The organism is Clostridium sp. Marseille-Q5894 (genome assembly GCF_946902305.1).
GTDB lineage: Bacteria > Bacillota_I > Bacilli_A > Erysipelotrichales > Coprobacillaceae > Thomasclavelia.
Genome location: NZ_CAMPPT010000002.1, coordinates 576,707 through 597,454, shown reverse-complemented (window position 1 = coordinate 597,454; position 20,748 = coordinate 576,707). Strand labels below are relative to the sequence as shown.

Here is a 20,748-nt window from a genome sequence, read left to right as displayed (position 1 = left end):
GATTAACAATGTTAAATGGCCCATAATTAACATTAGTTAATATTTAATCACGTGAGTGGAGAAATGTAATAATATTGCTTTTTAATATTTTGATTAATAAAACATCTTGGTATTAAATATGCAGTTTTTAATTAATAGCAAAATATAGTTTTTGCAGCCAACCTATATTTCTCTTTATAAACATTCTCCACTTTTGATAACGTGATTAGTATGTATATTTACATACATTAAGTATTTTATCATATAATAAATTTAGCTTATGTGTCAGTTTTGCTTGATTAGGGGCAATTTTGCACAAAAAAAATCACTGTATTTAGTGAAGGTTTGAGCTTTAAAATTATTATTTGAAAAGATTGTTTTTTTATGTGTTATAAAGAAGATGTCTTGATACTTTAAGTGTTAAGTAATGAATTTTTAATTTTATTTATTTGAAGAGTAAAATGTGTATTCAGCAATTTTTAAGGTTAAAGCAAATAGAGAAGTTATGATTTTTAATTTATAAAATAGATAGTGGATATTATATAACTTAACAAATATAGACAATTTACATTTGTTAAGTTATATCTTTTTTATTATTATAGATGTATAGAAATGGTTTGAAGATCTTTTGTTTTTATGTTAGTTAGTATTTGATAGTCAAATGAAACTAATGTAAAAATTTGTCATTTATATCTTAATATGTTAATGTATTATAAGAAAATAAAATTAAATTTTTGGCTAATATTATTAAATTACACTAAATGACCTTTTTGAGATATAAAATTCAAATAATTTGTTCGAACGGACGAGACATGTTTTCGACTAATGGGAATCTTTTTATCATCATCCATTGTAACAGCATTAGAGTGCAAAGCATTGACATATTTTAAATTTATAAAAAAAGACTTATGTGTTTGAATAAAATATGGTATCTGTAATAGCGGTCCCAGTGCTTGTTCAAAAGAGCCAGTACGCCGAATACTTATGATTTGTTTATTATTATTTAATGTGTAGGTAGTGCTGCGAATTTTATTTTCGATATACATGATATCATCGATTACTACACTAGTAAGTGAATCATTTTCTTTAATTAAAATTGTATTTACGGGTTGATTACAAAATAACATATATGCAAGATCTAATGCTGAATATAATTCATCGGTATTTATTGGTTTAGTAATATATCTAAGAGCGTGGATTTCATAAGCTTCTAATGCAAAATCAGGATATGATGTTATATAAATGATAGGGCTATCATTGTTATTTTTGCGAATTATTCGTCCAAGTTCAATACCATTAATATCGGGTAAGGTGATATCGAGTAAATAAAGATCGAAATATTTCTTTTTATCAATCATCTCGACTAGTTCATCAACTTGTAAAAATGTAGTTATTTTCCAATCAACTTCTTTATGCTGATTAAGCCATAGTTCCACATATTGCGACAGTAGTGACAAATCTAATCTATCACTATTGCAAATTGCAATTGAATACATTTTTTTCCTCCTTTAATAATATCACTACTAAATAGTGATTTAATATATAGAGAAATAAATTGTTTTGTTGGCTGCTTTTATAAGTATGACAAATTTTATAACAAAAATCAAATTGTTTTATTCATTAATATAAAAAACGACTTAATTGCAATAAGTCGTTTTATTTATTATTTATTTTGCCTTGATAATAAGAACTGCCAGCTAAATCATCTTCGATTTTTAAAAGCCGGTTATATTTACAAATACGTTCACTTCTGGACATTGAGCCTGTTTTGATTTGACCAATATTTAAAGCAACTGCTAAATCAGCAATAAAAGTATCCTCACTTTCTCCAGAACGATGAGAGATAATAGGGGCAATATTATTTTTACGAGCTAATTCAATACAGTCTATTGTTTCTGTTAAAGTACCAATTTGATTTAGTTTAATTAAAATACTGTTACTATAGTGTCCATCAATGCCTGCCTGTAATCTTTTGGTATTTGTAACAAATAAGTCATCACCTACTAATTGAATTTTATCACTTAGCCTGTTAGTAAGTTTTTTCCAGCCTTCATAATCCTCTTGATCCAAACCATCTTCGATTGAAATAATAGGATATTTATTTATCAATTGTTCATAATATTTGATTAGTTCTTCACTTGTATAATCATGACCATTAATTGTATAGATACCATCATGATACAGTTCGCTAGAGGCTACATCTAAAGCAATAGCGATATCTTTACCAGGTTCTAAATGACATTCTTTAATTGCTTTAATAATCAAATCTAAAGCATCATCATTGCTTTCTAAATTTGGAGCAAACCCACCTTCATCACCGACTGAAGTCGCTAGATTGCTTTTTTTAAGAATGTTTTTTAAAGTATGGAAAACATTTGTTGCCATTTCCATTGCCTGATAGAAAGAATTAGCACTAATCGGCATGATCATAAATTCTTGAAAGTCTAATGAATTTGTTGCATGGGAACCTCCATTAATAATGTTGATCATTGGCGTTGGTAATATTTTTGCATTACAACCGCCTAAATAACGATATAAGGGGATATCGAGATAATTAGCAGCACAGTTAGCTGCAGCTAAAGATACTGCTAACATGGCATTAGCTCCTAATTTGGATTTGTTTTCAGTATTATCATAGCGAATCATTGCTAAGTCGATTTCGCGTTGATTTAAAACACTTTTTTGTTTTAATAGCCGGTTGATTGTTTCATTTACATTGTTGACAGCTTTAAAGACACTTTTACCTAAATAGCGCATTTCGTCATTGTCACGTAATTCTAATGCTTCATATTTTCCAGTTGATGCACCGCTAGGAACGATAGCACTACCTTGAAAACCGCTTTCTGTTGTTATTTCAACTTGAATAGTAGGAAAACCTCTTGAATCCAATACTTGTCTTGCATATATGTCAGTAATATATGGCATAATTTTATCACTCCTTCTAATTTAGTATGAGCTTTTTTTATTCCTTTAATCAAATATTGTTATTTTGTTTAGATAAGTTATAATGTTAGAAGAGGTGATCTTGATGAAATATTTCTTTTTTGATATCGACGGGACTTTAACTAATCAAAATAGTAATGGAGTCATTTTAGATTCAACATTTAAAACATTAGAAAAATTAAAAGCAAATGGTCATTTTGTTGCGATAGCAACTGGTCGTGCTCATTGGAATGCAAGAAAATTTAGTCGTCTGGTCAAAATCGATAATTTAGTATGTAATGGTGGAAATGGACTTGTTGTAGATGATCGATTATTGGAAAATGAGCCTTTAGATCATACTATGTGTTTGGAAATTATCGATGAGTGTATTAAAAAGAATTTTGCTTTTGGATTGGCACTGAATGATACTTATGAATTATATAGTTGTAACAACTTGATCAATAATTATCAAATGCATAATAAAATTATTGTTGATGAAAATCTTGATTTTCATCAGATTAAAAATATTTATAAAATTTTTATTATGATTTTAAAAGAGGAAGAAAAACAATTATGTTCTCTTAATAAAATAGGTCATGTTCGTTATCAGGACAGCTATTTGATTATTGAACCGATGGATAAATATCGTGGAATCTTAAAAATGATTGATATATTAGGAGGTAATAAAGAAGATATTGTTGTATTTGGTGATGGAATCAATGATCTTTCGATGATAAAACAGGCTCCAATTTCTATTGCAATGGGTAATGCTGTAGATGAGGTGAAAAAAGCAGCCACTTTTATTACCAAATCGAGTCAAGAAGCGGGTATTGAATATGCATGTAAATATTTTGGGTGGATTGAATGAAAAAATGTGGTATACTAAAGTAGGTGATTAGATGGAAATAATAAAATGGTTTTTAATGATCGTAGGAATTTTTGGATTATTGATCATTGGTTGTTTGATGTTACTTCGTAGTGATGAAAGAAAACGTTTAAATACAAAAAAATATCATCAAAATATCGAGATGATCAATCAAACAAATGAGATGCTTGATGAGACTTTAAATGAATTAGAAGGATATAATGAAATATTAGAGAAAACTTGTAAACAAATTGATCACTTTAATCATAAATTTCTTAAGATAAAATAACTAAAACAGTTGACAATAAATTGATTTTTTATATAATACAACTATATATTATAAACTCATTGATAAAGAGAGTAGTTTAATTGCGTTTTTAAGCGAGCTGATGGTGGTGTAAGATCAGTAAACAAGATTAAATGAACCGCACTTTGAAGAGGACTATTTGAATTATTAGTAGGATAGTCAGTAAGTCTACTTTACAGACAAGAGGGGATATAATCTTTATATCAATAAGAGTGGTACCGCGGAAATTTCGTCTCTTAGCTTAGCTAAGAGATTTTTATTTTTGCTGGAGAAAGGAAAGAAGAAAAATGAAAAAATTATTAAAAGTATTGTTAGTTTGTGTAATGGCCGTTTCACTGGCTGCTTGTGGTGGAAATGCTGGTAGTTCGAGTAAGAAAATTTTAATTGGGATATCACCTGATTATCCACCATATGAATCATTAGATGGTGATAAAATGGTAGGGTTTGATATTGATATGACCGAAGAGTTATTTAATATCATGAAAGAAAATGGACATGATTATGAATATGAATTCAAAAAACTTTCATTTGACACTATTTCGACTAGTTTAGTAGCTGATCAAATTGATTTGGGTATTTCTGGTTTTACTTTTCATGAAGAATGGAAAGATGTTATTTGGTCAAACAAATATAATGATTCTAGACAAGTTGCTTTAGTTGCTAATGATAGTCCAATTACTACAGCTAAAGATTTAGAGGGTAAAAATATCGGAGCTCAGTTAGCATCTACTGGTGAAGGGGTTGCTAATGATATTAAAGATGCTAATGTTAAGTCTGTTAAAGATGTTAAAGTTTTGATTGAAACATTAAATTCTGGTGGGATCGATGCAGTTGTTTTGGATGAGGCTGTAGCTAAAAACTATGTTAAAGAAGCTGGTTATAGAATGTTAGATGAAACTTTATTGGAAGAGGAAAATCTAATTATTACTAATAAAAATAATCAAGAATTAATGGATGATATTAATGAAGCTTTAAAGGCTTTTGTTGGATCAGATAAATATCAAGAATTAAAAACTAAGTGGGGAGCATAATCGTGAATGCGTTAATTGAATTTTTTACTGCTGATAATTTGATCTTTTTATTACAAGGAGCTGGTAAGTCGCTTTTACTAGCTGCTTGTGCTTTAGTGTTTGGATTGATTTTGGGCGTTTTGGGAGCTGCAGCAAAAATTTCTAAACATAAGATTTTAAGAATTATTGGAAATATTTATGTTGAATTGATTCGTGGGACACCGATGTTACTACAAATATTATTTTTATATATTGCTTTTCCATTAATGGTAAGAGCAATTACAGGAGAAAGGTTTATACCCGATCCTTATGTTTGTGGTGCTGTAGCTATGAGTATTAATAGTGGAGCTTATTCAACTGAGTTGATTCGTAGTGGAATCATGGGAGTTGATAAAGGTCAGTGGGAAGCATGTGAAGTTTTAGGATTGAATTATAGTCAAACGATGAAGCTGGTTATTTTGCCTCAGGCTTTTAAAAGAATCGTTCCACCAATAGTTAGTGAGTTTATTACATTGATCAAAGATTCATCATTGATTTCGGTTTTAGGAGCTACAGAGTTATTATATTCAGCGCAAATTTTAGGAGCTAACACCTTTAATTTAATTCCACCATTACTAATGTCAGCAGTTTTTTATTTGATTATGACGCTGACTACATCTTATTTTGCAAGAAAGATAGAAAGGAAGTTATCTGAAAGTGATTAAAGTTAAAAATATTGTTAAACAATTTAAAGATTTGAAAGCTGTAAATGATGTTTCCTTAGAAATAAAAAAAGGTGAGATCGTTTGTTTGATTGGTCCAAGTGGAAGTGGAAAAAGTACTGTCTTACGCTGTATAAACGGATTAGAAATTCCAGAATCTGGAGAAATTTATATAAATAATCAATTACTTGATAGTACTGATTCCCAACAATTCAAAGCTTTAAGAGGAAAGATGGGATTTGTTTTTCAGCATTTTAACTTGTTTCCGCATAAAACTGTTTTGGAAAATTTGACACTGGCGCCAATTAAGGTATTACAAGCAGATGAAGAAGCAGCAAAACAAAAAGCTTGTAAGTTATTAGAACGTGTTGGGTTGTTGGATAAAAAAGATGAATATCCTAATAAATTATCAGGGGGTCAAAAACAAAGAGTAGCGATTGCAAGAGCTTTATGTATGGACCCTGAAGTCATGTTATTTGATGAGCCTACTAGTGCCTTGGATCCAGAGATGGTTATTGAAGTTTTGGAAGTAATGCAGGAATTAGCGATTGAGGGAATGACGATGGTCGTAGTTACTCATGAAATGGGATTTGCACGAACAGTTGGTGATAGGGTGATTTTTTTAGAGAATGGAAAAATAATAGAAGATAGTCCTTCAAAAGATTTCTTTACGAATCCTAAATCTGAACGTGCTAAAGATTTTTTAAGCAAGGTGATGCATTAGTGAAAATTGATTTTTTTGATGTTGAAGCCTGGATGACAGAGCATGAAGTCGATTATCGTTATAATTTGGCGGAGACATGTGTTGCCTCAATGAGCATCAATGATTTATTAGAATTTGTAGATGATAAAGACAAGCTGCTCAATGATTTATTAACGACGAAGCTGGATTATGGACCTATTACAGGCAGTGAGCGTTTACGTAGAGGAATCGCAAAATTGTATCAAACTGGTGATTTGAATAATATTGCAATTAGTCATGGTTGTATCAATGCAAATGAATTAGTTTTAATTTCGCTGTTAGAAAAAAATGATCATTTAATAACGATTACACCGACTTATCAACAAATGTATTCTTTTCCAGAATCGTTTGGGGTAGAGACAAGCTTAATTGAATTAAAAGAGGAAAACAACTGGTTACCTAAATTAGAAGATTTTGAAAAAGAAATCAAAGAAAATACGAAGATGATTTGTTTAGTTAATCCTAATAATCCTACAAGTACAAAATTTTCTAAAGAATTTTTATTGAAATTGGTCAAGTTAGCTAAAAAATATAATTTATATATTCTTTGCGATGAAGTTTATCAGGGTTTAGGTAAAGATGAAATAGCTATCAGTGATTTATACGATCGAGGAATTTCAACGAGCAGTTTATCAAAAGTAACTTCTTTTGCGGGGCTTAGATTAGGGTGGATCAAAGCTAATTATGAAATTATTAAAATGATAAATGATCGACGTGATTATCATATTATTTCAACTGGTTATCTAAATGATTATTTAGCTGCTGTAGTAATTGAAAATTATGATAGAATTATTGAAAGAAGTAAGAAAATCATTACTACTAACCGTCAGATTTTAATCGAGTGGTTAAAAAAGGAACCTTTAGTTGATTGTGTTGTTCCTGAAGCGGGAACGATTGCTTTTCTAAAATATAACCTGCCAATCAAATCAAAAGAACTATGTCTCAAATTACAAAAAGATACCGGTGTTTTCTTTGTTCCTGGCGCTTGTTTTAATCAAGAATATCATCTACGCTTTGGTTTTGCTAATAAAAGCGAAGATATCCAGGTAGGTTTAGAGTTGTTTTCAAAATGGTTACATTCTAATGTAAAAAAATAATATCTTAATTATTAAAACAGTTATCTAAATAATGATCAACTGTTTTTTTATTTGTAATATATTTTTGTGACAAACAGTATATAACACTTGACTACAGTTTTGCACTGTTATATACTGTTTTATAAAGGGGGGGAGATAAATTGAAAATAATTATAAATAATGCAATTATGGTTCCTATTTATGAACAAATAGTAGATCAAATCAAACTCTTGATTCGTAATGGAGAACTAAAAGAAAATGATAATCTACCATCTGTGCGCACTTTATCAAAAGAACTTAAAATTAGTGCTTTAACGGTAAAAAAAGCATATGATACTTTAGAAAATGAAGGTTTTACAATAACTGTTCATGGTAAAGGGACATATGTGGCTGCTACTAATACTGAGCTTTTGCTGGAAGAACAAAAAAAAGAGGTTGAAGCCGATTTAGAAAAAGCAATTCAAAAAGGAAGACGATGTGGTATAAGTGATGAAGATATTAAAACTTTATTTGAATTGATTTTGGAAGGATAAACGTGAAAATAAACTTTTTAGATTAATAGTAGATTGAAATTTTAATCACATGTTTGTACCCTATCGATGAAGGCAAACAGAAATGGAGGAAATTATGTTAAAAATTGAACATGTAAAAAAATTTTATAAGAATTTCTCATTAGATTGTTCCTTAAAGGTCATGCCAGGATGTGTAACGGGATTAATTGGACAAAATGGTGCTGGTAAAAGTACGGCATTTAAAGCAATATTGGGATTGATTTCTATTGATGAAGGAAGCATTAGTGTTTTTGGAAAAGATATTCAAAATTTTAATGCTGAAGATAAGCAGAATCTAGGTGTGGTTTTATCTGATTCAGGATTTAGTGGATATTTAACGATTAATGATATTATTCCTGTTTTAGATAATCTTTATAAAAATTTTGATAAATCATTTTTTATTGAACAGTTACAACGATTTCAATTACCTCGTAATAAGAAAATCAAAGAATTTTCAACGGGGATGAAAGCAAAATTAAAAGTTTTAGTTGCAATTTCTCACAATGCTAAATTATTGATTCTTGATGAACCAACAGCTGGATTAGATGTTATTGCAAGAGATGAATTATTGGATATATTAAGAGAATTTATGGAAAAAGATGAGGCTCATTCTATTTTAATTAGTTCGCATATTTCTAGTGATTTAGAAAATTTATGTGATGACCTTTATATGATTGATAATGGAAAAATCATTATGCATGAAGATACTGATATTTTATTGAGTGATTATGCTTTATTGAAAGTTGATTTAAAGCAGTATGCTAGTCTAGATAAACAATATCTTCTTTGTTTGAAGAAAGAAAGCTATGGGTATAGCTGTCTTACAAACCAGAGACAATATTATCTTGATAATTATCCTTCTCTAGCAATCGAAAAAGGGAATATTGATGAAGTAATCACAATGATGATAAGGGGTGATAAACTATGAAAGGTTTATTGATCAAAGATTTTAAACTATTACAAGGACAAAAAAATTTTTTTATTACTATTATCGCAATTGCTGGTATAATGGCTATTTTTATGGAAAATGCACCATTTATCATCGGATATATGACATTTGTTGGCTCTTTATTTACTTTAAGTACTATTAGTTATGATGAATTTGATAATGGTAATGCTTTTTTATTTTCGTTGCCAATTACTAGAAAAGATTATATTTTAGAAAAATATGGATTTGGTTTGATTGTTGGAGGAATCTCATGGTTGTTTGCCATCATTGTTACTGTTGTTGTGGAAATAATAAAAGATACAATTTTAATCGAGGATACAATATTGATTGCCTTAATAATCTTACCAATACTACTGATAATATTGGCAGTTATGCTCCCTTTTCAATTTAAGTTTGGTGGTGAAAAAAGTCGGGTTGCAATTATTGGGGCTATTGGTTTGATATTTATCATTGTTATTGGTGTAATTAAAGCTGCTGAATTATTCAATGTTGATTTAATTACAATGTTTAATAATTTACCAGTAATGAGTATGAAAATGTTGATCATGGCAGGATCAATAATAGCAATGATCATATTTTTGTTATCATTTAAAATTAGCGTAGGTATTATGAATAAAAAAGAATTCTAGTTAATATTTTATCAATGATATTTATCTAAAGTTGAGATATCAATAAAAAGACAGTCAATTTGATCGACTGTTTTTTTACATGTTGTGTTAATTCAAACCCTTTCTGCTTTTTTTAAAATACATTAGATCAGTTGCCTGCATTTCATTTTCGATGATTTCTTTAGGGTAATAGTCTAAAAAGAAATTTTCGATACTATGACTATACACATAACCTAAACGAGTATAAAAAGTTATATTTTCTAAACTTGAGTTTGCAGTACCAATCAAAAATGTATCATAAGCACTGTAGATATCTTCAACATATTTAATTAAAGCTTTAGCATAACCACAACCTCGATATGCAACTAAAGTTAAAATATTTTTAATTTCTACTTCACCATCGAGAATTTCAACAGCAATAAATGATACAGGCTCATCGTTTACAAAATAGCCATATAATTTACCGTTTTCTAAATAATCTCTAACTAGGTTGATATTAGGGTCGCTTTCAGTTAATAATTCATCAAAATCCATTTTATTTTTTATTTCTTTTATCATTTCTTTCACTTCCTGATATGTATTATATCAAAGTTTTATTTAATGTAAAAGGTTTCATTGTATGATATACTTTTAATAAAGAGGTGGAAAGGATATGAAAAAGATTTTACTTTGTTTAATAATGCTATTTTTTATTGTTGGATGCTCTTTTATTACTGAAGAAGAAAGCAATGAGAGTACAGAAAATGATGAAAAAGTACAAACAGAAGAGAAACATGAACCGGTTAAAACAAGTGTGAAACTAAGTTTTGCTGGGGACTGTACACTAGGAAATTATGCGGGACAGATTTACGATGGTTCATTTAATCAAGAATATGCAAAGCAAGGTAGTGATGCGACATATTTTTTAAAAAATGTTAAAAGTGTTTTTGAAAATGATGATTTAACGATCGTTAATCTTGAAGGTCCGTTGACAAGTGCAACATCTCATGTGGAAAAGCAGTTTCCTTTTAGTGGACCAAAAGAATATGCGGATATTTTAACTAGTGGTAGTGTTGAACTTGTTTCACTAGCAAATAATCATTCAGAAGATTATTATACTCAGGGTATGAAAGATACTAAACAAGTATTAGACGAAAAGAAAATTGGTTATTTTGGTTATGAAACAGCGTGGGTTAAAGAGGTTAAGGGAATTAAAATTGGTTTTTTGGGATATCGTTCAATGTCTCTTTCCATGAATAATGAACAAGAACGTGCAACAATAAAAAATGCAATCGATGATTTAAAAAATAATCAGGGGGCTAATGCAATCGTAGTATTTTATCATTGGGGAATAGAACGCGAATATTATGCTAATAGTGATCAACGTGAATTAGCTAAATTTACAATTGATAGTGGCGCTGATTTAGTCATGGGTTCGCATCCTCATGTTGTTCAGGGTGTTGAAGAGTATAATGGTAAACAGATCGTTTATTCTTTAGGAAATTTTTGTTTTGGTGGGAATCGTAATCCTAGCGATACAGATTCGATGATCTATTCTATTACGATGAATTTTACAGATGGTAATTATTCCGGTGATAGTCATGAAATTATTCCATGTTCAATAACTTCAGTTAAGGGCAGAAATAATTATCAGCCAATGATTTTAGATGGTAGTGAAAAACAAAGAGTTTTAGATAAAATTCAAAAATATAGTTATTGACAATATTTTATTTTTAATCTTCAGTAGTAAAAATTTATAAACCAATGATTCTTATTTTTGTTAAGCTGATACAAATCCCTTGTTTTATCTTTGATTTTCTTAAATACATATCAATTCTTTAAAAAACAAGCGTAGCTTAAAAGATATTAAACAGATAAGTAAATGATAGATCATATTAATATAGTAAAAATGAAAGATCAACTATAAAAGTTGTGATTTTGAAATATTAGAATTTTGATACAAAAATAAATTGAATTTGAGGTGAAATTATGGCGTCAAGTAAAGAATATTTACAATTTATTTTGGAACAGTTATCAGAGTTAGAAGAAATTACGTATCGAGCGATGATGGGAGAATTTATTATTTACTATCGTGGTAAAATCGTAGGTGGTATCTATGATGATAGGTTGCTTGTAAAGCCAGTAAAATCAGCGATCAGCTACATGTCAACAGTTTCATATGAATTGCCTTATGAGGGGGCAAAAGAAATGTTGTTTGTAGATGAGGTTGATAATAAGGAATTTTTAACAGGTTTGTTTAATGCTATGTATGAAGAATTACCAATCCCAAAACAAAAAAGGAAGAAATAGATAAATGAAAATTTGTAGGGGGAATAAGAATATTGTGGATAAAAAACTTAATGCAAAAAAAATTATATTAACACTTATCAGTTTTATAGTATTTTGGGCAATGATTACAGATGCTTGGGGATATTCAAACTTTATTTTTAACAATAATATTGGAACATATATTTATGGATATATAAGTAGATTTATATGGATATTTCCTGCAATGTTTTTAATTATTAGATATAACAATCAATTAAAATTTAAGAAAAATGAATTATTTTCTCAACCTATATTTAATAAGTCGTTAGTTTTAACTATAACAATTATATTAGTTTATATATTTGTAATGATGATAGTAAATCATAAAGGATTTTGGATTAATAGTGAAATCATTTTATGGTTAATAGTTATTAAATATATTATTGTTGGAATGGTTGAAGAAATTGTTTTTAGAGGTTGGGGATATAATTCATTGGTTAATATTATGTCGCATAAAAAAGCAACTATAATAACGACATTGTTGTTTATATTATTACACTTTCCATCATATTTTATTAAGTTTTTAAGATTTGGTACTTTTGATTTTGTAGGAATAATTGTTCAAATTATTAGTGCGTTAATTTGGGGTATTGTATTTTGTATATTATTAAAAAAAGGAAAAACTATATGGAACCCAATAATAGTACATACAATATATGATTTAATGTCAGTATTATTTATTGGTGGAGTATAAAAGATAAATGAGAATTTATGAAAGGGTAAATTATATGGAGAGATATTTGAAAGAAACACCGATGTTAAATTTTTCAGATGTCAATATACAACATTTAATAAGTGATAGAGGGTGGAAAGATATTGATATCTACAATCGTATCAAGCAGATATACAATTTTGTTCGTGATGAAATTTTATTTGGATATAATGAGGATGATAGTATTTCGGCAGCGGAAGTTTTGTCTGATGGATATGGACAATGTAATACAAAAGGAACGCTTTTCATGGCATTGCTTCGTGGGGTAAATGTCCCATGTCGGGTACATGGTTTTACGATTGATAAAAAATTACAAAAAGGTGCAATGACGAGTATTGTATACAAAAAAGCACCTAAAAATATTTTTCATAGTTGGGTTGAAGTCTATTTGGACGGAGTATGGTATGAACTTGAGGCATTTATTTTAGATAAAGAATACCTCTCAAGATTACAAAGCATAAACGCTACTTGTATAGGTGTTTTTTGCGGATATGGTGTTGCTGTAAAAGATTTCCACAATCCTGTAATTGATTTTGAGCGTAACAATACTTATATTCAAAGTGAAGGGATCAATCAAGACTTCGGAATATATGATTGTCCAGACGATTTACTTAAAGAACATCACCAAGAAATGTCAGTATTTAAAGCTTTTCTATATAGAAATTTAGGCAGACATTTAATGAATCGCAATATAAGAAAGATAAGAAATGTTGATTGATAAATTTTGATAATAGTTTATGTGATTTTTCAAAAAATATTTTAAAGTATATTATATTTATTGCTTTAGGTTAAATAACGATATTCTTTTTATCGTAAAGCAAATGAGAATATAGTATAATATATAAATCAAAATCGATGACAATATATTATCAGTGAAAGGAGAGGCTGATATTAAATGAAAAATATCATTTTAATTAGTGTTATTAATGTAGTATATTTAGTAACATGGTTTCTAATGAATATAATAAGAAATTCTAAAATAAAAGTTGTTCGAGATTATGATAATGGAAATGAATTTTATAAATCTTTAAATGCTTCAGATAAAGAAACATACTGGAAAGAAGATACTAAAAACCTGAATATATTCTTTATCATTTTCTTAATTTTTTTAGAAGTTACTATGTATTTGCTCTATAAGGATAGTGGGCTATGGATATCGTTCTTGATCATAGGTGTAGTTATATCACCTATAATTGCAATAATTTTAAGTGTTAAATCACAAAGAAAATATAAGAGTCAAATGGTTAAATAAATGAGAATTTGTAAAGGTACTGTAAATGAAGAAAGCGAAATTAAAGAATGTAAAAAATGAAAATGGGCAGAAACAAGAAAATTATATGACTTTGGGAATGTGCTTCGGTGTTATGGCAGGAAGTGCAGGTATGGCTATACTTGCCATGTTTGGACAAATTGCCTGGGGAGGAATGTGCACTGGATTAGGTCTTATTTTAGGAATGTTGATAGGCATGGCGATTCCAAAGAAAAAGTAGATAAATTTTAGTTTTGTAATTTCATATCTATATATAAAGAGGCAGTCTTTATGAATGCTTGTTTGTATCAAAATTTATAGAAAATTGGATAGTATATAAAATTTGAAGAATTATTAATTTTAAGTAATTTTATAAAATTAAATTGTTTTAGTAGTAAATGCTTGAATCTTGAATCAATAAATGATATCATGCAAATAGTTATACGACTGACGGAAGTGGAATTAACCACAGGGAGTATAATCATTGAAGAGCCGACCGTCTGGGCAAGAGTCTGGATAGGTGTAGGCTCTTTTTTAATTCTATGGTCAAAATGCTTGTTTTTAAACTATTGTACTAGTTGAGAAAAAAGTGGAAATATGATATAAATTAGTTGTATTTTTATTTTGATAGAGACTGACCTTAGATTTATATTTTAAAAATTATATGTGAAAGGGTGGCGTTATGTTAACTGATGTTGAAATTGCACAAAGTGCGAAGATGGAACCAATTAGTGAGATTGCTAAAAAAGTTGGTTTAGAAGATGATGATTTAGAATTATATGGGAAATATAAAGCAAAAATTGCTCTTGAAGCAATTAATCGTTTGGAAAATAATCCTGATGGGAAATTAGTTCTTGTTACAGCGATCAATCCCACACCGGCTGGAGAAGGGAAAACAACTACGATGATCGGTCTTTCTCAGGCTTTAAATAAAATGGGAAAAAAATCAGTTGTAGCAATGAGAGAACCATCTTTAGGACCATGTTTTGGAATTAAAGGGGGAGCTGCTGGGGGCGGATATGCTCAGGTAGTTCCAATGGAAGATATCAATTTACATTTTACTGGCGATATTCATGCTATTACTGCTGCTAATAATTTGATCGCAGCGATGCTTGATAATTCGATTCATCAAGGAAATCCGTTAAATATTGATGTTCGTAATATCGTTTGGAAAAGAGTAGTTGACTTAAATGACCGCGCTTTACGTCATACAGTGTGCGGTTTAGGTGGAAAATTAAACGGTGTGCCACGTGAAGATGGTTTTGATATTAGCGTTGCTAGTGAAGTAATGGCGATTTTATGTCTGGCTACTAGTCTTGAAGATTTAAAAGAGCGTGCTGGCAAAATGATCGTTGCTTATAACTATGAAGGAAATCCAGTTACAGTTGACGATATTGAAGCAACTGGTGCGGTTACTTTATTATTAAAAGATGCAATCAAACCAAATTTAGTTCAAACATTGGATCATACGCCCGTTTTTGTTCATGGGGGACCGTTTGCTAATATTGCTCATGGCTGTAATTCAGTTATGGCTACTAAACTTGCAATCAAATTAGGTGATTATGCAATCACTGAAGCAGGGTTTGGAGCTGATCTAGGGGCTGAAAAGTTCTTAGATATCAAATGCCGGCAAGCTGGTCTTGATCCTCAAGCGGTAGTTATCGTAGCGACTGTTAGAGCTTTAAAGATGCATGGTGGCGTTGATAAAAAAGAATTATCAACAGAAAATCTTGAAGCTTTAGCTAAAGGTGTTCAAAACTTAGAAAAACATATTGAAAATATTGCTAAATATAATATTCCTTCTGTAGTTGCTATTAATGCATTTCCGACGGATACAGAAGCTGAATTACAATTATTAAAAGATACATGTAATAAATTAGGGGTTGATGTAGCAATCTCTAAAGTATGGGAAAAAGGTGCTGATGGGGGTATTGAATTAGCTGAAAAATTATTAGAAATTTTAGATACTAAAGAAGCTAATTATCAGCCTTTATATAGTTTAGATATATCAATTAAAGAAAAAATCGAAACCATCGCCAAAGAAATCTATGGTGCTGATGGTGTTGCCTTTGATAAAAAAGTTTTAACAAAGATGAAGAAGTATGAAGCTCAAGGGTTAGGAAAACTGCCAATTTGTGTAGCGAAAACTCAATATTCTTTATCAGACCAGGCGACATTATTAGGACGACCTAGTGGTTTTACGGTTAAGATCAATGATCTTATTCCTTCTGCAGGGGCAGGATTTTTAGTGGCTATCTCAGGAAGTATTATGAGAATGCCGGGACTGCCAAAACGTCCAGCTGCAGTTAATATGGATATTGATAAAGATGGTAAGATTGTCGGTTTATTTTAAAAGTGACGCAGGTCACTTTTAGTGGTTTAAAAAGAAAGGGTGAAATTATGAAAGTAGCAATTATTATGGGTTCTACTAGTGATTTAAACAAGGTTGAACCAGCAATTGGAATTTTGAAAGATTATGGTGTTGAAGTAAATGTTAGATGTCTTTCAGCACATCGCGCACATTTAGGATTAAGCTCATTTATTAAAGAAACAGAAACAGATGGAACAGAAGTAATCATTACTGCTGCCGGAATGGCTGCGGCTTTACCTGGTGTTGTTGCTTCACAAACAGTTTTACCAGTAATTGGGGTGCCAATTAGTGGAGCAACTTTAGATGGAATGGATGCTTTATTATCAATCGTACAAATGCCTTCAGGAATTCCAGTAGCAACTGTAGCAATCAATGGAAGTAAAAATGCGGCTTATTTAGCTTTACAGATCATGGCTATCAAACATGAAAGCATTAAAGAAAAATTAGTTGCTTATCGTAAAGAAATGGAAGTTCAAGCGATGGAAGCAAATGTGGAAGTTATGGCAAAATATAAATAAAGGTAAAAGGAGAAATTAGAAAAATGGCAGAATTATTATATGAAGGAAAAGCAAAACAAGTTTATAAGACTGATAAAGATGATGAATATTTAATTCACTATAAAGATGATGCAACAGCTGGTAATGGTGTTAAACATGATCAGTTTGAAGGTAAGGGTGTTTTAAATAATACAATTTCTTGTATTATCTTTGATATGCTTGAAGAAGCGGGAATCAAAACACATATGATCAAGAAATTAAATGATCGTGATATTTTAGTTAAAAAAGTGGATATTTTCCCATTGGAAGTAATTATTAGAAATATTACAACAGGATCTTTTTGTAAAAGATTAGGAGCTCCAGAAGGAATTGTTTTAGATGAACCGATCTTTGAATTAAGCTATAAAAATGATGATTATGGAGATCCTTTGATCAATGAAGATCATGCAATAGCTTTAAAATTATGTACAAGAGATGAATATAATTTTATTAAACAAGAAACTTTAAAAATCAATGAGTTATTAAAAGAGTTCTTCTTAAGCTTAAATTTAAAATTAGTTGATTTTAAAATTGAATTTGGTAAAACAGCTGATGGTGAAATCTTATTAGCTGATGAAATTTCTCCAGATTCTTGTCGTTTATGGGATGTTGAAACTAATCAAAAATATGATAAAGATGTATTTAGACAAGATATCGGTGATTTGATTGAAACTTATAAAGCAGTTTTAGCAAGAATGCAAAAATAATAAAAGGAGACCAAAGATGGATTATAAAAAGGCCGGAGTAGATATTGAAGCAGGATATAAATCTGTTGAATTAATGAAAAAACACGTTAAAGAAACAATGCGACCAGAAGTTCTTGGTGGGCTTGGCGGATTTGCTGGAGCCTTTGATTTAAGTGCAATCAAAGAGATGGATGAACCTGTTCTTTTGTCAGGAACTGATGGATGTGGGACAAAAGTAAAATTAGCATTTATCATGGATAAACATGATACGATCGGAATCGATGCAGTTGCGATGTGTGTAAATGATATTGCTTGTTCTGGTGGTGAACCGCTATTCTTTTTAGATTACATTGCTTGTGGAAAAAATTATCCTGAAAAAATTGCAACGATCGTAAGTGGTGTAGCTGAAGGTTGTAAACAATCTGGTTGTGCATTAGTTGGTGGTGAAACAGCTGAGCATCCTGGATTAATGCCTGAAGATGATTATGATTTAGCAGGATTTGCAGTTGGGGTCGTTGATAAAAAAGATATTATCAATGGTGAAGATATCAAACCTGGAGATGTTTTAGTAGGGATTGCCTCAAGTGGTGTTCATAGTAATGGTTTTTCTCTAGTACGTCAGGTTTTTGAAATGAGCAAAGAATCATTAGATACATATTATGATGAATTAGGTAAGACACTTGGTGAAGCTTTGATTGAACCAACTAGAATTTATGTCAAGGCACTTAAAAATATTAAAGATGCAGGTATTAAAGTAAAAGGCTGCTCTCATATTACTGGTGGTGGATTCTTTGAAAATGTTCCACGAATGTTACCTGAAGGAGTTAAAGCAATTATTAACAAAGACAGCTATGAAGTTCCAGCAATCTTCGATTTAATTGCTAAAAATGGTGATATTGCTCAAGAGATGATGTATAACACATTCAATATGGGACTTGGGATGGTCATTGCCTTAGATCCAGATGATGTTGAAAAAGCGATGGAAGCAATTGAAGCTGCTGGTGATAAATGTTATGTAGTTGGTAATATCGAAGCTGGTGATAAAGGAGTCAAGTTATGTTAAAGATTGCTGTCTTTATTTCTGGTGGGGGAACAGACTTACAATCAGTTATTGATGCAGTTGAAAATAAAAGTATTAATGGAAAAATCGTTTTGGTTATTTCTAACCGTAAAAATGCTTTTGGTCTAGAACGGGCTAAAAAAGCCGGAATTGAAACAGCAGTCGTTAGAAAAGATGATGAATTGATCGTTAAGATGCTTAAAGAACGTGAGGTCGATTTAGTTGTTTTGGCAGGTTATCTGGCAATTCTTACTGATGTACTGATTGATGCTTATCCAAATAAGATCATCAATATTCATCCATCACTTATTCCTTCTTTTTGTGGGCCAGGATATTATGGTATGCACGTTCATGAAAAAGTATTAGCACGGGGTGTTAAAGTAACAGGGGCAACAGTTCATTTTGTCAATAAAGAAGTTGATGGAGGACCAATCATACTTCAAGAAGCTTGTAATATTGATGATTTAGATGATCCTGAGGATATTCAGGCTAGAGTTTTAGAAATCGAACATCGTATCTTGCCTAAAGCAGTAGCTTTGTATTGTGATGGTAAGATCGTTATCGAAAATGAAAGGGCTAAGGTGAAATAAATGAAAAGAGCATTAGTTAGTGTTACGAATAAAGATGGTATTGTTGATTTTTGTAAAGGGTTAGTTGAGTTAGGATTTGAAATTGTTTCTACAGGGGGAACAATGGCAAAATTACAGGAAGCAAATGTCCCATGTATTGCAATTGATGATGTAACGGGATTTCCAGAAATTTTAGATGGTCGGGTTAAAACATTACATCCTAAAGTTCATGGCGGTTTATTATTCCGTCGTGATCTAGAAGAACATGTAAACACAGTTAAAGAAATGGATATTCAACCAATTGATTTAGTGTGTGTTAATTTATATGAATTTGAAAAAGCTTTAAAAGCAGGTAAACCAATGGCTGAGATGATTGAAAATATTGATATTGGTGGTCCTTCAATGATTCGTTCAGCAGCAAAGAATTTTAAAGATGTTTTAATTGTTACTGATCCTAAAGATTATGATAATGTTTTATCTGCAATTAAAGAAAATAATGACGATTTTGATTTTAGATTAAATCTTGCATATAAAGCATTTTCAACGACAGGGGCCTATGATGCCATGATTTCTCGTTATTTTGCAGGTGTTGTTGGTGATGATTTCCCAGATACATTAAATATTAGTTTAAAGAAAACAGAACATTTACGTTATGGTGAAAATTCACAGCAAAGAGCAAATAGTTATGTTGATCCATTTGTACAGCACAGCTTATTAGATTATGAACAATTACATGGTAAAGAAATTTCATTTAATAACGTTAATGATCTATATGGGGCTGTAGCGGTAGTTCGTGAATTTAAAGATCAAATCGTAACAGCGGCCATTAAACACTCAACTCCTTGCGGTGTAGCAATCGGTAAAGATGGTTATGATTCGTATATGAAAGCTTATGAAGCTGATCCACAAAGTATTTTTGGGGGAATTGTTGCTGTTAACTATAAAATTGATAAAAAGACAGCTGAAGAAATGCACAAGATCTTCTTAGAAATCGTAGCAGCACCAGATTTTGATGATGATGCTTTAGAAGTATTGAAGAAAAAGAAAAATTTACGAATTTTAAAACTTAAAAATATTGATGTAAGAGAAGCTAAATATGATATTAAATATTTAGAAGGTAAGGTATTAGTTCAAGATATTAATACTGAAATGATCAAAGAGATGAATTGTGTAACTGAAGCTAAACCAACGGAAGAACAGCTCAGTGATATGGAATTTGGAATGCGGGTCGTTAAATTTGTTAAATCTAATGCTATCTGTATCGTTAAAAATGGCGTTACACTAGCTGTTGGTGGTGGTCAAACTTCAAGAGTTTGGGCATTAGAAAATGCAATCCATAATAATCCTGATAAAGATTTTAATGGGGCAGTACTTGCTAGTGATGCGTTCTTCCCATTTAGTGATTGTGCCCAGGTTGCTTATAATGCCGGAATTGGGGCAATCGTTCAACCTGGTGGTTCGATTCGTGATCAGGATTCAATTGATTTTTGTAATGAAAAAGGGATCCCAATGGTATTTACAGGATACCGGCATTTTAGACATTAATAG

24 protein-coding genes, 1 riboswitch and 1 other annotated feature are annotated in these 20,748 nt (G+C 30.5%); of the genes, 21 read left to right on the top strand and 3 right to left on the bottom strand.

Translation table 11 applies throughout. From position 1 onward, the window contains the following. Positions 1–731: 731 nt before the first annotated feature. Together OC535_RS05575 and eno are read right to left on the bottom strand one after the other, a co-directional pair. Positions 732–1,475, bottom strand: a complete 744-nt coding sequence (locus OC535_RS05575; RefSeq protein WP_227052694.1) for a LytR/AlgR family response regulator transcription factor — start codon at positions 1,473–1,475, stop codon at positions 732–734. A 160-nt stretch (positions 1,476–1,635) separates the two neighbouring features. Beyond that, complete coding sequence (eno, locus tag OC535_RS05570; RefSeq protein ID WP_498823354.1) at positions 1,636–2,904, bottom strand: phosphopyruvate hydratase; 1,269 nt, start codon at positions 2,902–2,904, stop codon at positions 1,636–1,638. A 103-nt stretch (positions 2,905–3,007) separates the two neighbouring features. Here eno and OC535_RS05565 point away from each other — a divergent pair, with 103 nt between their 5' ends. From OC535_RS05565 to OC535_RS05525, 9 genes are all read left to right on the top strand, one after another. Then, positions 3,008–3,769 (top strand): HAD-IIB family hydrolase, encoded by a 762-nt coding sequence (locus OC535_RS05565; RefSeq protein ID WP_034595226.1) that lies wholly within the window; start codon positions 3,008–3,010, stop codon positions 3,767–3,769. Positions 3,770–3,800: 31 nt separating this feature from the next. Then, positions 3,801–4,055, top strand: coding sequence for a hypothetical protein (locus OC535_RS05560; RefSeq protein ID WP_024720632.1), 255 nt, complete (start codon positions 3,801–3,803; stop codon positions 4,053–4,055). A gap of 50 nt (positions 4,056–4,105) precedes the next feature. Then, positions 4,106–4,313, top strand: a binding site (T-box leader). Between the two features lie 47 nt (positions 4,314–4,360). Further along, complete coding sequence (locus tag OC535_RS05555; protein WP_024720631.1) at positions 4,361–5,104, top strand: transporter substrate-binding domain-containing protein; 744 nt, start codon at positions 4,361–4,363, stop codon at positions 5,102–5,104. 2 nt (positions 5,105–5,106) lie between these two features. Then, positions 5,107–5,787 carry an ABC transporter permease subunit gene (locus OC535_RS05550; protein ID WP_024720630.1) on the top strand — a complete coding sequence of 227 codons (681 nt, stop codon included), beginning with the start codon at positions 5,107–5,109 and terminating at the stop codon, positions 5,785–5,787. Continuing rightward, positions 5,780–6,508 carry an amino acid ABC transporter ATP-binding protein gene (locus OC535_RS05545; RefSeq protein ID WP_024720629.1) on the top strand — a complete coding sequence of 243 codons (729 nt, stop codon included), beginning with the start codon at positions 5,780–5,782 and terminating at the stop codon, positions 6,506–6,508. The genes OC535_RS05550 and OC535_RS05545 overlap by 8 nt, the downstream gene beginning before the upstream one ends. Next, positions 6,508–7,623, top strand: coding sequence for an aminotransferase class I/II-fold pyridoxal phosphate-dependent enzyme (locus OC535_RS05540; protein WP_498823353.1), 1,116 nt, complete (start codon positions 6,508–6,510; stop codon positions 7,621–7,623). Before OC535_RS05545 ends, OC535_RS05540 begins: the two co-directional genes overlap by 1 nt. Before the next feature lie 140 nt (positions 7,624–7,763). After that, positions 7,764–8,135, top strand: a complete 372-nt coding sequence (locus OC535_RS05535; protein ID WP_498823352.1) for a GntR family transcriptional regulator — start codon at positions 7,764–7,766, stop codon at positions 8,133–8,135. A gap of 94 nt (positions 8,136–8,229) precedes the next feature. Then, complete coding sequence (locus OC535_RS05530; RefSeq protein ID WP_498823351.1) at positions 8,230–9,081, top strand: ABC transporter ATP-binding protein; 852 nt, start codon at positions 8,230–8,232, stop codon at positions 9,079–9,081. Then, entirely contained in the window at positions 9,078–9,731 is a 654-nt protein-coding gene (locus OC535_RS05525) for an ABC-2 transporter permease (protein WP_498823350.1), read from the top strand. Before OC535_RS05530 ends, OC535_RS05525 begins: the two co-directional genes overlap by 4 nt. A gap of 87 nt (positions 9,732–9,818) precedes the next feature. On the opposite strand, the gene OC535_RS05520 is transcribed toward OC535_RS05525, so the two are convergent. Then, a complete protein-coding gene (locus OC535_RS05520; RefSeq protein WP_498823349.1) occupies positions 9,819–10,268 on the bottom strand; it encodes a GNAT family N-acetyltransferase in 450 nt (149 codons plus the stop codon). Positions 10,269–10,362: 94 nt separating this feature from the next. On the opposite strand from OC535_RS05520, the gene OC535_RS05515 reads away from it, so the two are divergent. From OC535_RS05515 to purH, 12 genes are all read left to right on the top strand, one after another. Then, positions 10,363–11,409 (top strand): CapA family protein, encoded by a 1,047-nt coding sequence (locus OC535_RS05515; protein ID WP_498823348.1) that lies wholly within the window; start codon positions 10,363–10,365, stop codon positions 11,407–11,409. A 269-nt stretch (positions 11,410–11,678) separates the two neighbouring features. After that, on the top strand, positions 11,679–11,999 hold the full coding sequence (locus tag OC535_RS05510) for a TfoX/Sxy family protein (protein WP_227052684.1): 321 nt from the start codon (positions 11,679–11,681) through the stop codon (positions 11,997–11,999). Between the two features lie 34 nt (positions 12,000–12,033). After that, the gene (locus tag OC535_RS05505) at positions 12,034–12,711 is read left to right on the top strand and encodes a CPBP family intramembrane glutamic endopeptidase (protein ID WP_498823347.1); all 678 of its coding nucleotides are present in this window, start codon (positions 12,034–12,036) and stop codon (positions 12,709–12,711) included. A gap of 34 nt (positions 12,712–12,745) precedes the next feature. Beyond that, on the top strand, positions 12,746–13,447 hold the full coding sequence (locus OC535_RS05500; protein ID WP_420719057.1) for a transglutaminase-like domain-containing protein: 702 nt from the start codon (positions 12,746–12,748) through the stop codon (positions 13,445–13,447). A 177-nt stretch (positions 13,448–13,624) separates the two neighbouring features. Continuing rightward, the gene (locus OC535_RS05495) at positions 13,625–13,981 is read left to right on the top strand and encodes a hypothetical protein (protein ID WP_498823346.1); all 357 of its coding nucleotides are present in this window, start codon (positions 13,625–13,627) and stop codon (positions 13,979–13,981) included. Positions 13,982–14,006: 25 nt separating this feature from the next. Further along, complete coding sequence (locus OC535_RS05490) at positions 14,007–14,219, top strand: hypothetical protein (RefSeq protein WP_024720619.1); 213 nt, start codon at positions 14,007–14,009, stop codon at positions 14,217–14,219. A 192-nt stretch (positions 14,220–14,411) separates the two neighbouring features. Next, positions 14,412–14,491: riboswitch (ZMP/ZTP riboswitch) on the top strand. Between the two features lie 169 nt (positions 14,492–14,660). Then, positions 14,661–16,331, top strand: coding sequence for a formate--tetrahydrofolate ligase (locus tag OC535_RS05485; RefSeq protein ID WP_227052679.1), 1,671 nt, complete (start codon positions 14,661–14,663; stop codon positions 16,329–16,331). 47 nt (positions 16,332–16,378) lie between these two features. Next, positions 16,379–16,867 carry a 5-(carboxyamino)imidazole ribonucleotide mutase gene (gene purE / locus OC535_RS05480; RefSeq protein WP_024720617.1) on the top strand — a complete coding sequence of 163 codons (489 nt, stop codon included), beginning with the start codon at positions 16,379–16,381 and terminating at the stop codon, positions 16,865–16,867. Positions 16,868–16,890: 23 nt separating this feature from the next. Then, positions 16,891–17,592 (top strand): phosphoribosylaminoimidazolesuccinocarboxamide synthase, encoded by a 702-nt coding sequence (gene purC / locus OC535_RS05475; RefSeq protein ID WP_024720616.1) that lies wholly within the window; start codon positions 16,891–16,893, stop codon positions 17,590–17,592. Between the two features lie 16 nt (positions 17,593–17,608). Then, positions 17,609–18,634, top strand: a complete 1,026-nt coding sequence (gene purM, locus OC535_RS05470) for a phosphoribosylformylglycinamidine cyclo-ligase (protein WP_498823345.1) — start codon at positions 17,609–17,611, stop codon at positions 18,632–18,634. After that, a complete protein-coding gene (gene purN, locus OC535_RS05465) occupies positions 18,628–19,221 on the top strand; it encodes a phosphoribosylglycinamide formyltransferase (RefSeq protein ID WP_024720614.1) in 594 nt (197 codons plus the stop codon). The genes purM and purN overlap by 7 nt, the downstream gene beginning before the upstream one ends. Beyond that, positions 19,222–20,745, top strand: a complete 1,524-nt coding sequence (gene purH, locus OC535_RS05460) for a bifunctional phosphoribosylaminoimidazolecarboxamide formyltransferase/IMP cyclohydrolase (protein WP_024720613.1) — start codon at positions 19,222–19,224, stop codon at positions 20,743–20,745. The last annotated feature ends 3 nt before the right edge of the window (positions 20,746–20,748 follow it).

Bases quoted from the DNA above. Each gene is read 5' to 3' on its own strand.
- OC535_RS05510 (WP_227052684.1), top strand. From the start codon at position 11,679: ATGGCGTCAAGTAAAGAATATTTACAATTTATTTTGGAACAGTTATCA.
- OC535_RS05530 (WP_498823351.1), top strand. From the start codon at position 8,230: ATGTTAAAAATTGAACATGTAAAAAAATTTTATAAGAATTTCTCATTA.
- OC535_RS05515 (WP_498823348.1), top strand. From the start codon at position 10,363: ATGAAAAAGATTTTACTTTGTTTAATAATGCTATTTTTTATTGTTGGA.
- OC535_RS05525 (WP_498823350.1), top strand. From the start codon at position 9,078: ATGAAAGGTTTATTGATCAAAGATTTTAAACTATTACAAGGACAAAAA.
- OC535_RS05560 (WP_024720632.1), top strand. From the start codon at position 3,801: ATGGAAATAATAAAATGGTTTTTAATGATCGTAGGAATTTTTGGATTA.
- OC535_RS05575 (WP_227052694.1), bottom strand. From the start codon at position 1,475: ATGTATTCAATTGCAATTTGCAATAGTGATAGATTAGATTTGTCACTA.
- OC535_RS05520 (WP_498823349.1), bottom strand. From the start codon at position 10,268: ATGATAAAAGAAATAAAAAATAAAATGGATTTTGATGAATTATTAACT.
- OC535_RS05495 (WP_498823346.1), top strand. From the start codon at position 13,625: ATGAAAAATATCATTTTAATTAGTGTTATTAATGTAGTATATTTAGTA.
- eno (WP_498823354.1), bottom strand. From the start codon at position 2,904: ATGCCATATATTACTGACATATATGCAAGACAAGTATTGGATTCAAGA.
- purN (WP_024720614.1), top strand. From the start codon at position 18,628: ATGTTAAAGATTGCTGTCTTTATTTCTGGTGGGGGAACAGACTTACAA.
- OC535_RS05555 (WP_024720631.1), top strand. From the start codon at position 4,361: ATGAAAAAATTATTAAAAGTATTGTTAGTTTGTGTAATGGCCGTTTCA.
- purE (WP_024720617.1), top strand. From the start codon at position 16,379: ATGAAAGTAGCAATTATTATGGGTTCTACTAGTGATTTAAACAAGGTT.
- OC535_RS05490 (WP_024720619.1), top strand. From the start codon at position 14,007: ATGAAGAAAGCGAAATTAAAGAATGTAAAAAATGAAAATGGGCAGAAA.
- purC (WP_024720616.1), top strand. From the start codon at position 16,891: ATGGCAGAATTATTATATGAAGGAAAAGCAAAACAAGTTTATAAGACT.
- OC535_RS05565 (WP_034595226.1), top strand. From the start codon at position 3,008: ATGAAATATTTCTTTTTTGATATCGACGGGACTTTAACTAATCAAAAT.
- purM (WP_498823345.1), top strand. From the start codon at position 17,609: ATGGATTATAAAAAGGCCGGAGTAGATATTGAAGCAGGATATAAATCT.
- OC535_RS05500 (WP_420719057.1), top strand. From the start codon at position 12,746: ATGGAGAGATATTTGAAAGAAACACCGATGTTAAATTTTTCAGATGTC.
- purH (WP_024720613.1), top strand. From the start codon at position 19,222: ATGAAAAGAGCATTAGTTAGTGTTACGAATAAAGATGGTATTGTTGAT.
- OC535_RS05485 (WP_227052679.1), top strand. From the start codon at position 14,661: ATGTTAACTGATGTTGAAATTGCACAAAGTGCGAAGATGGAACCAATT.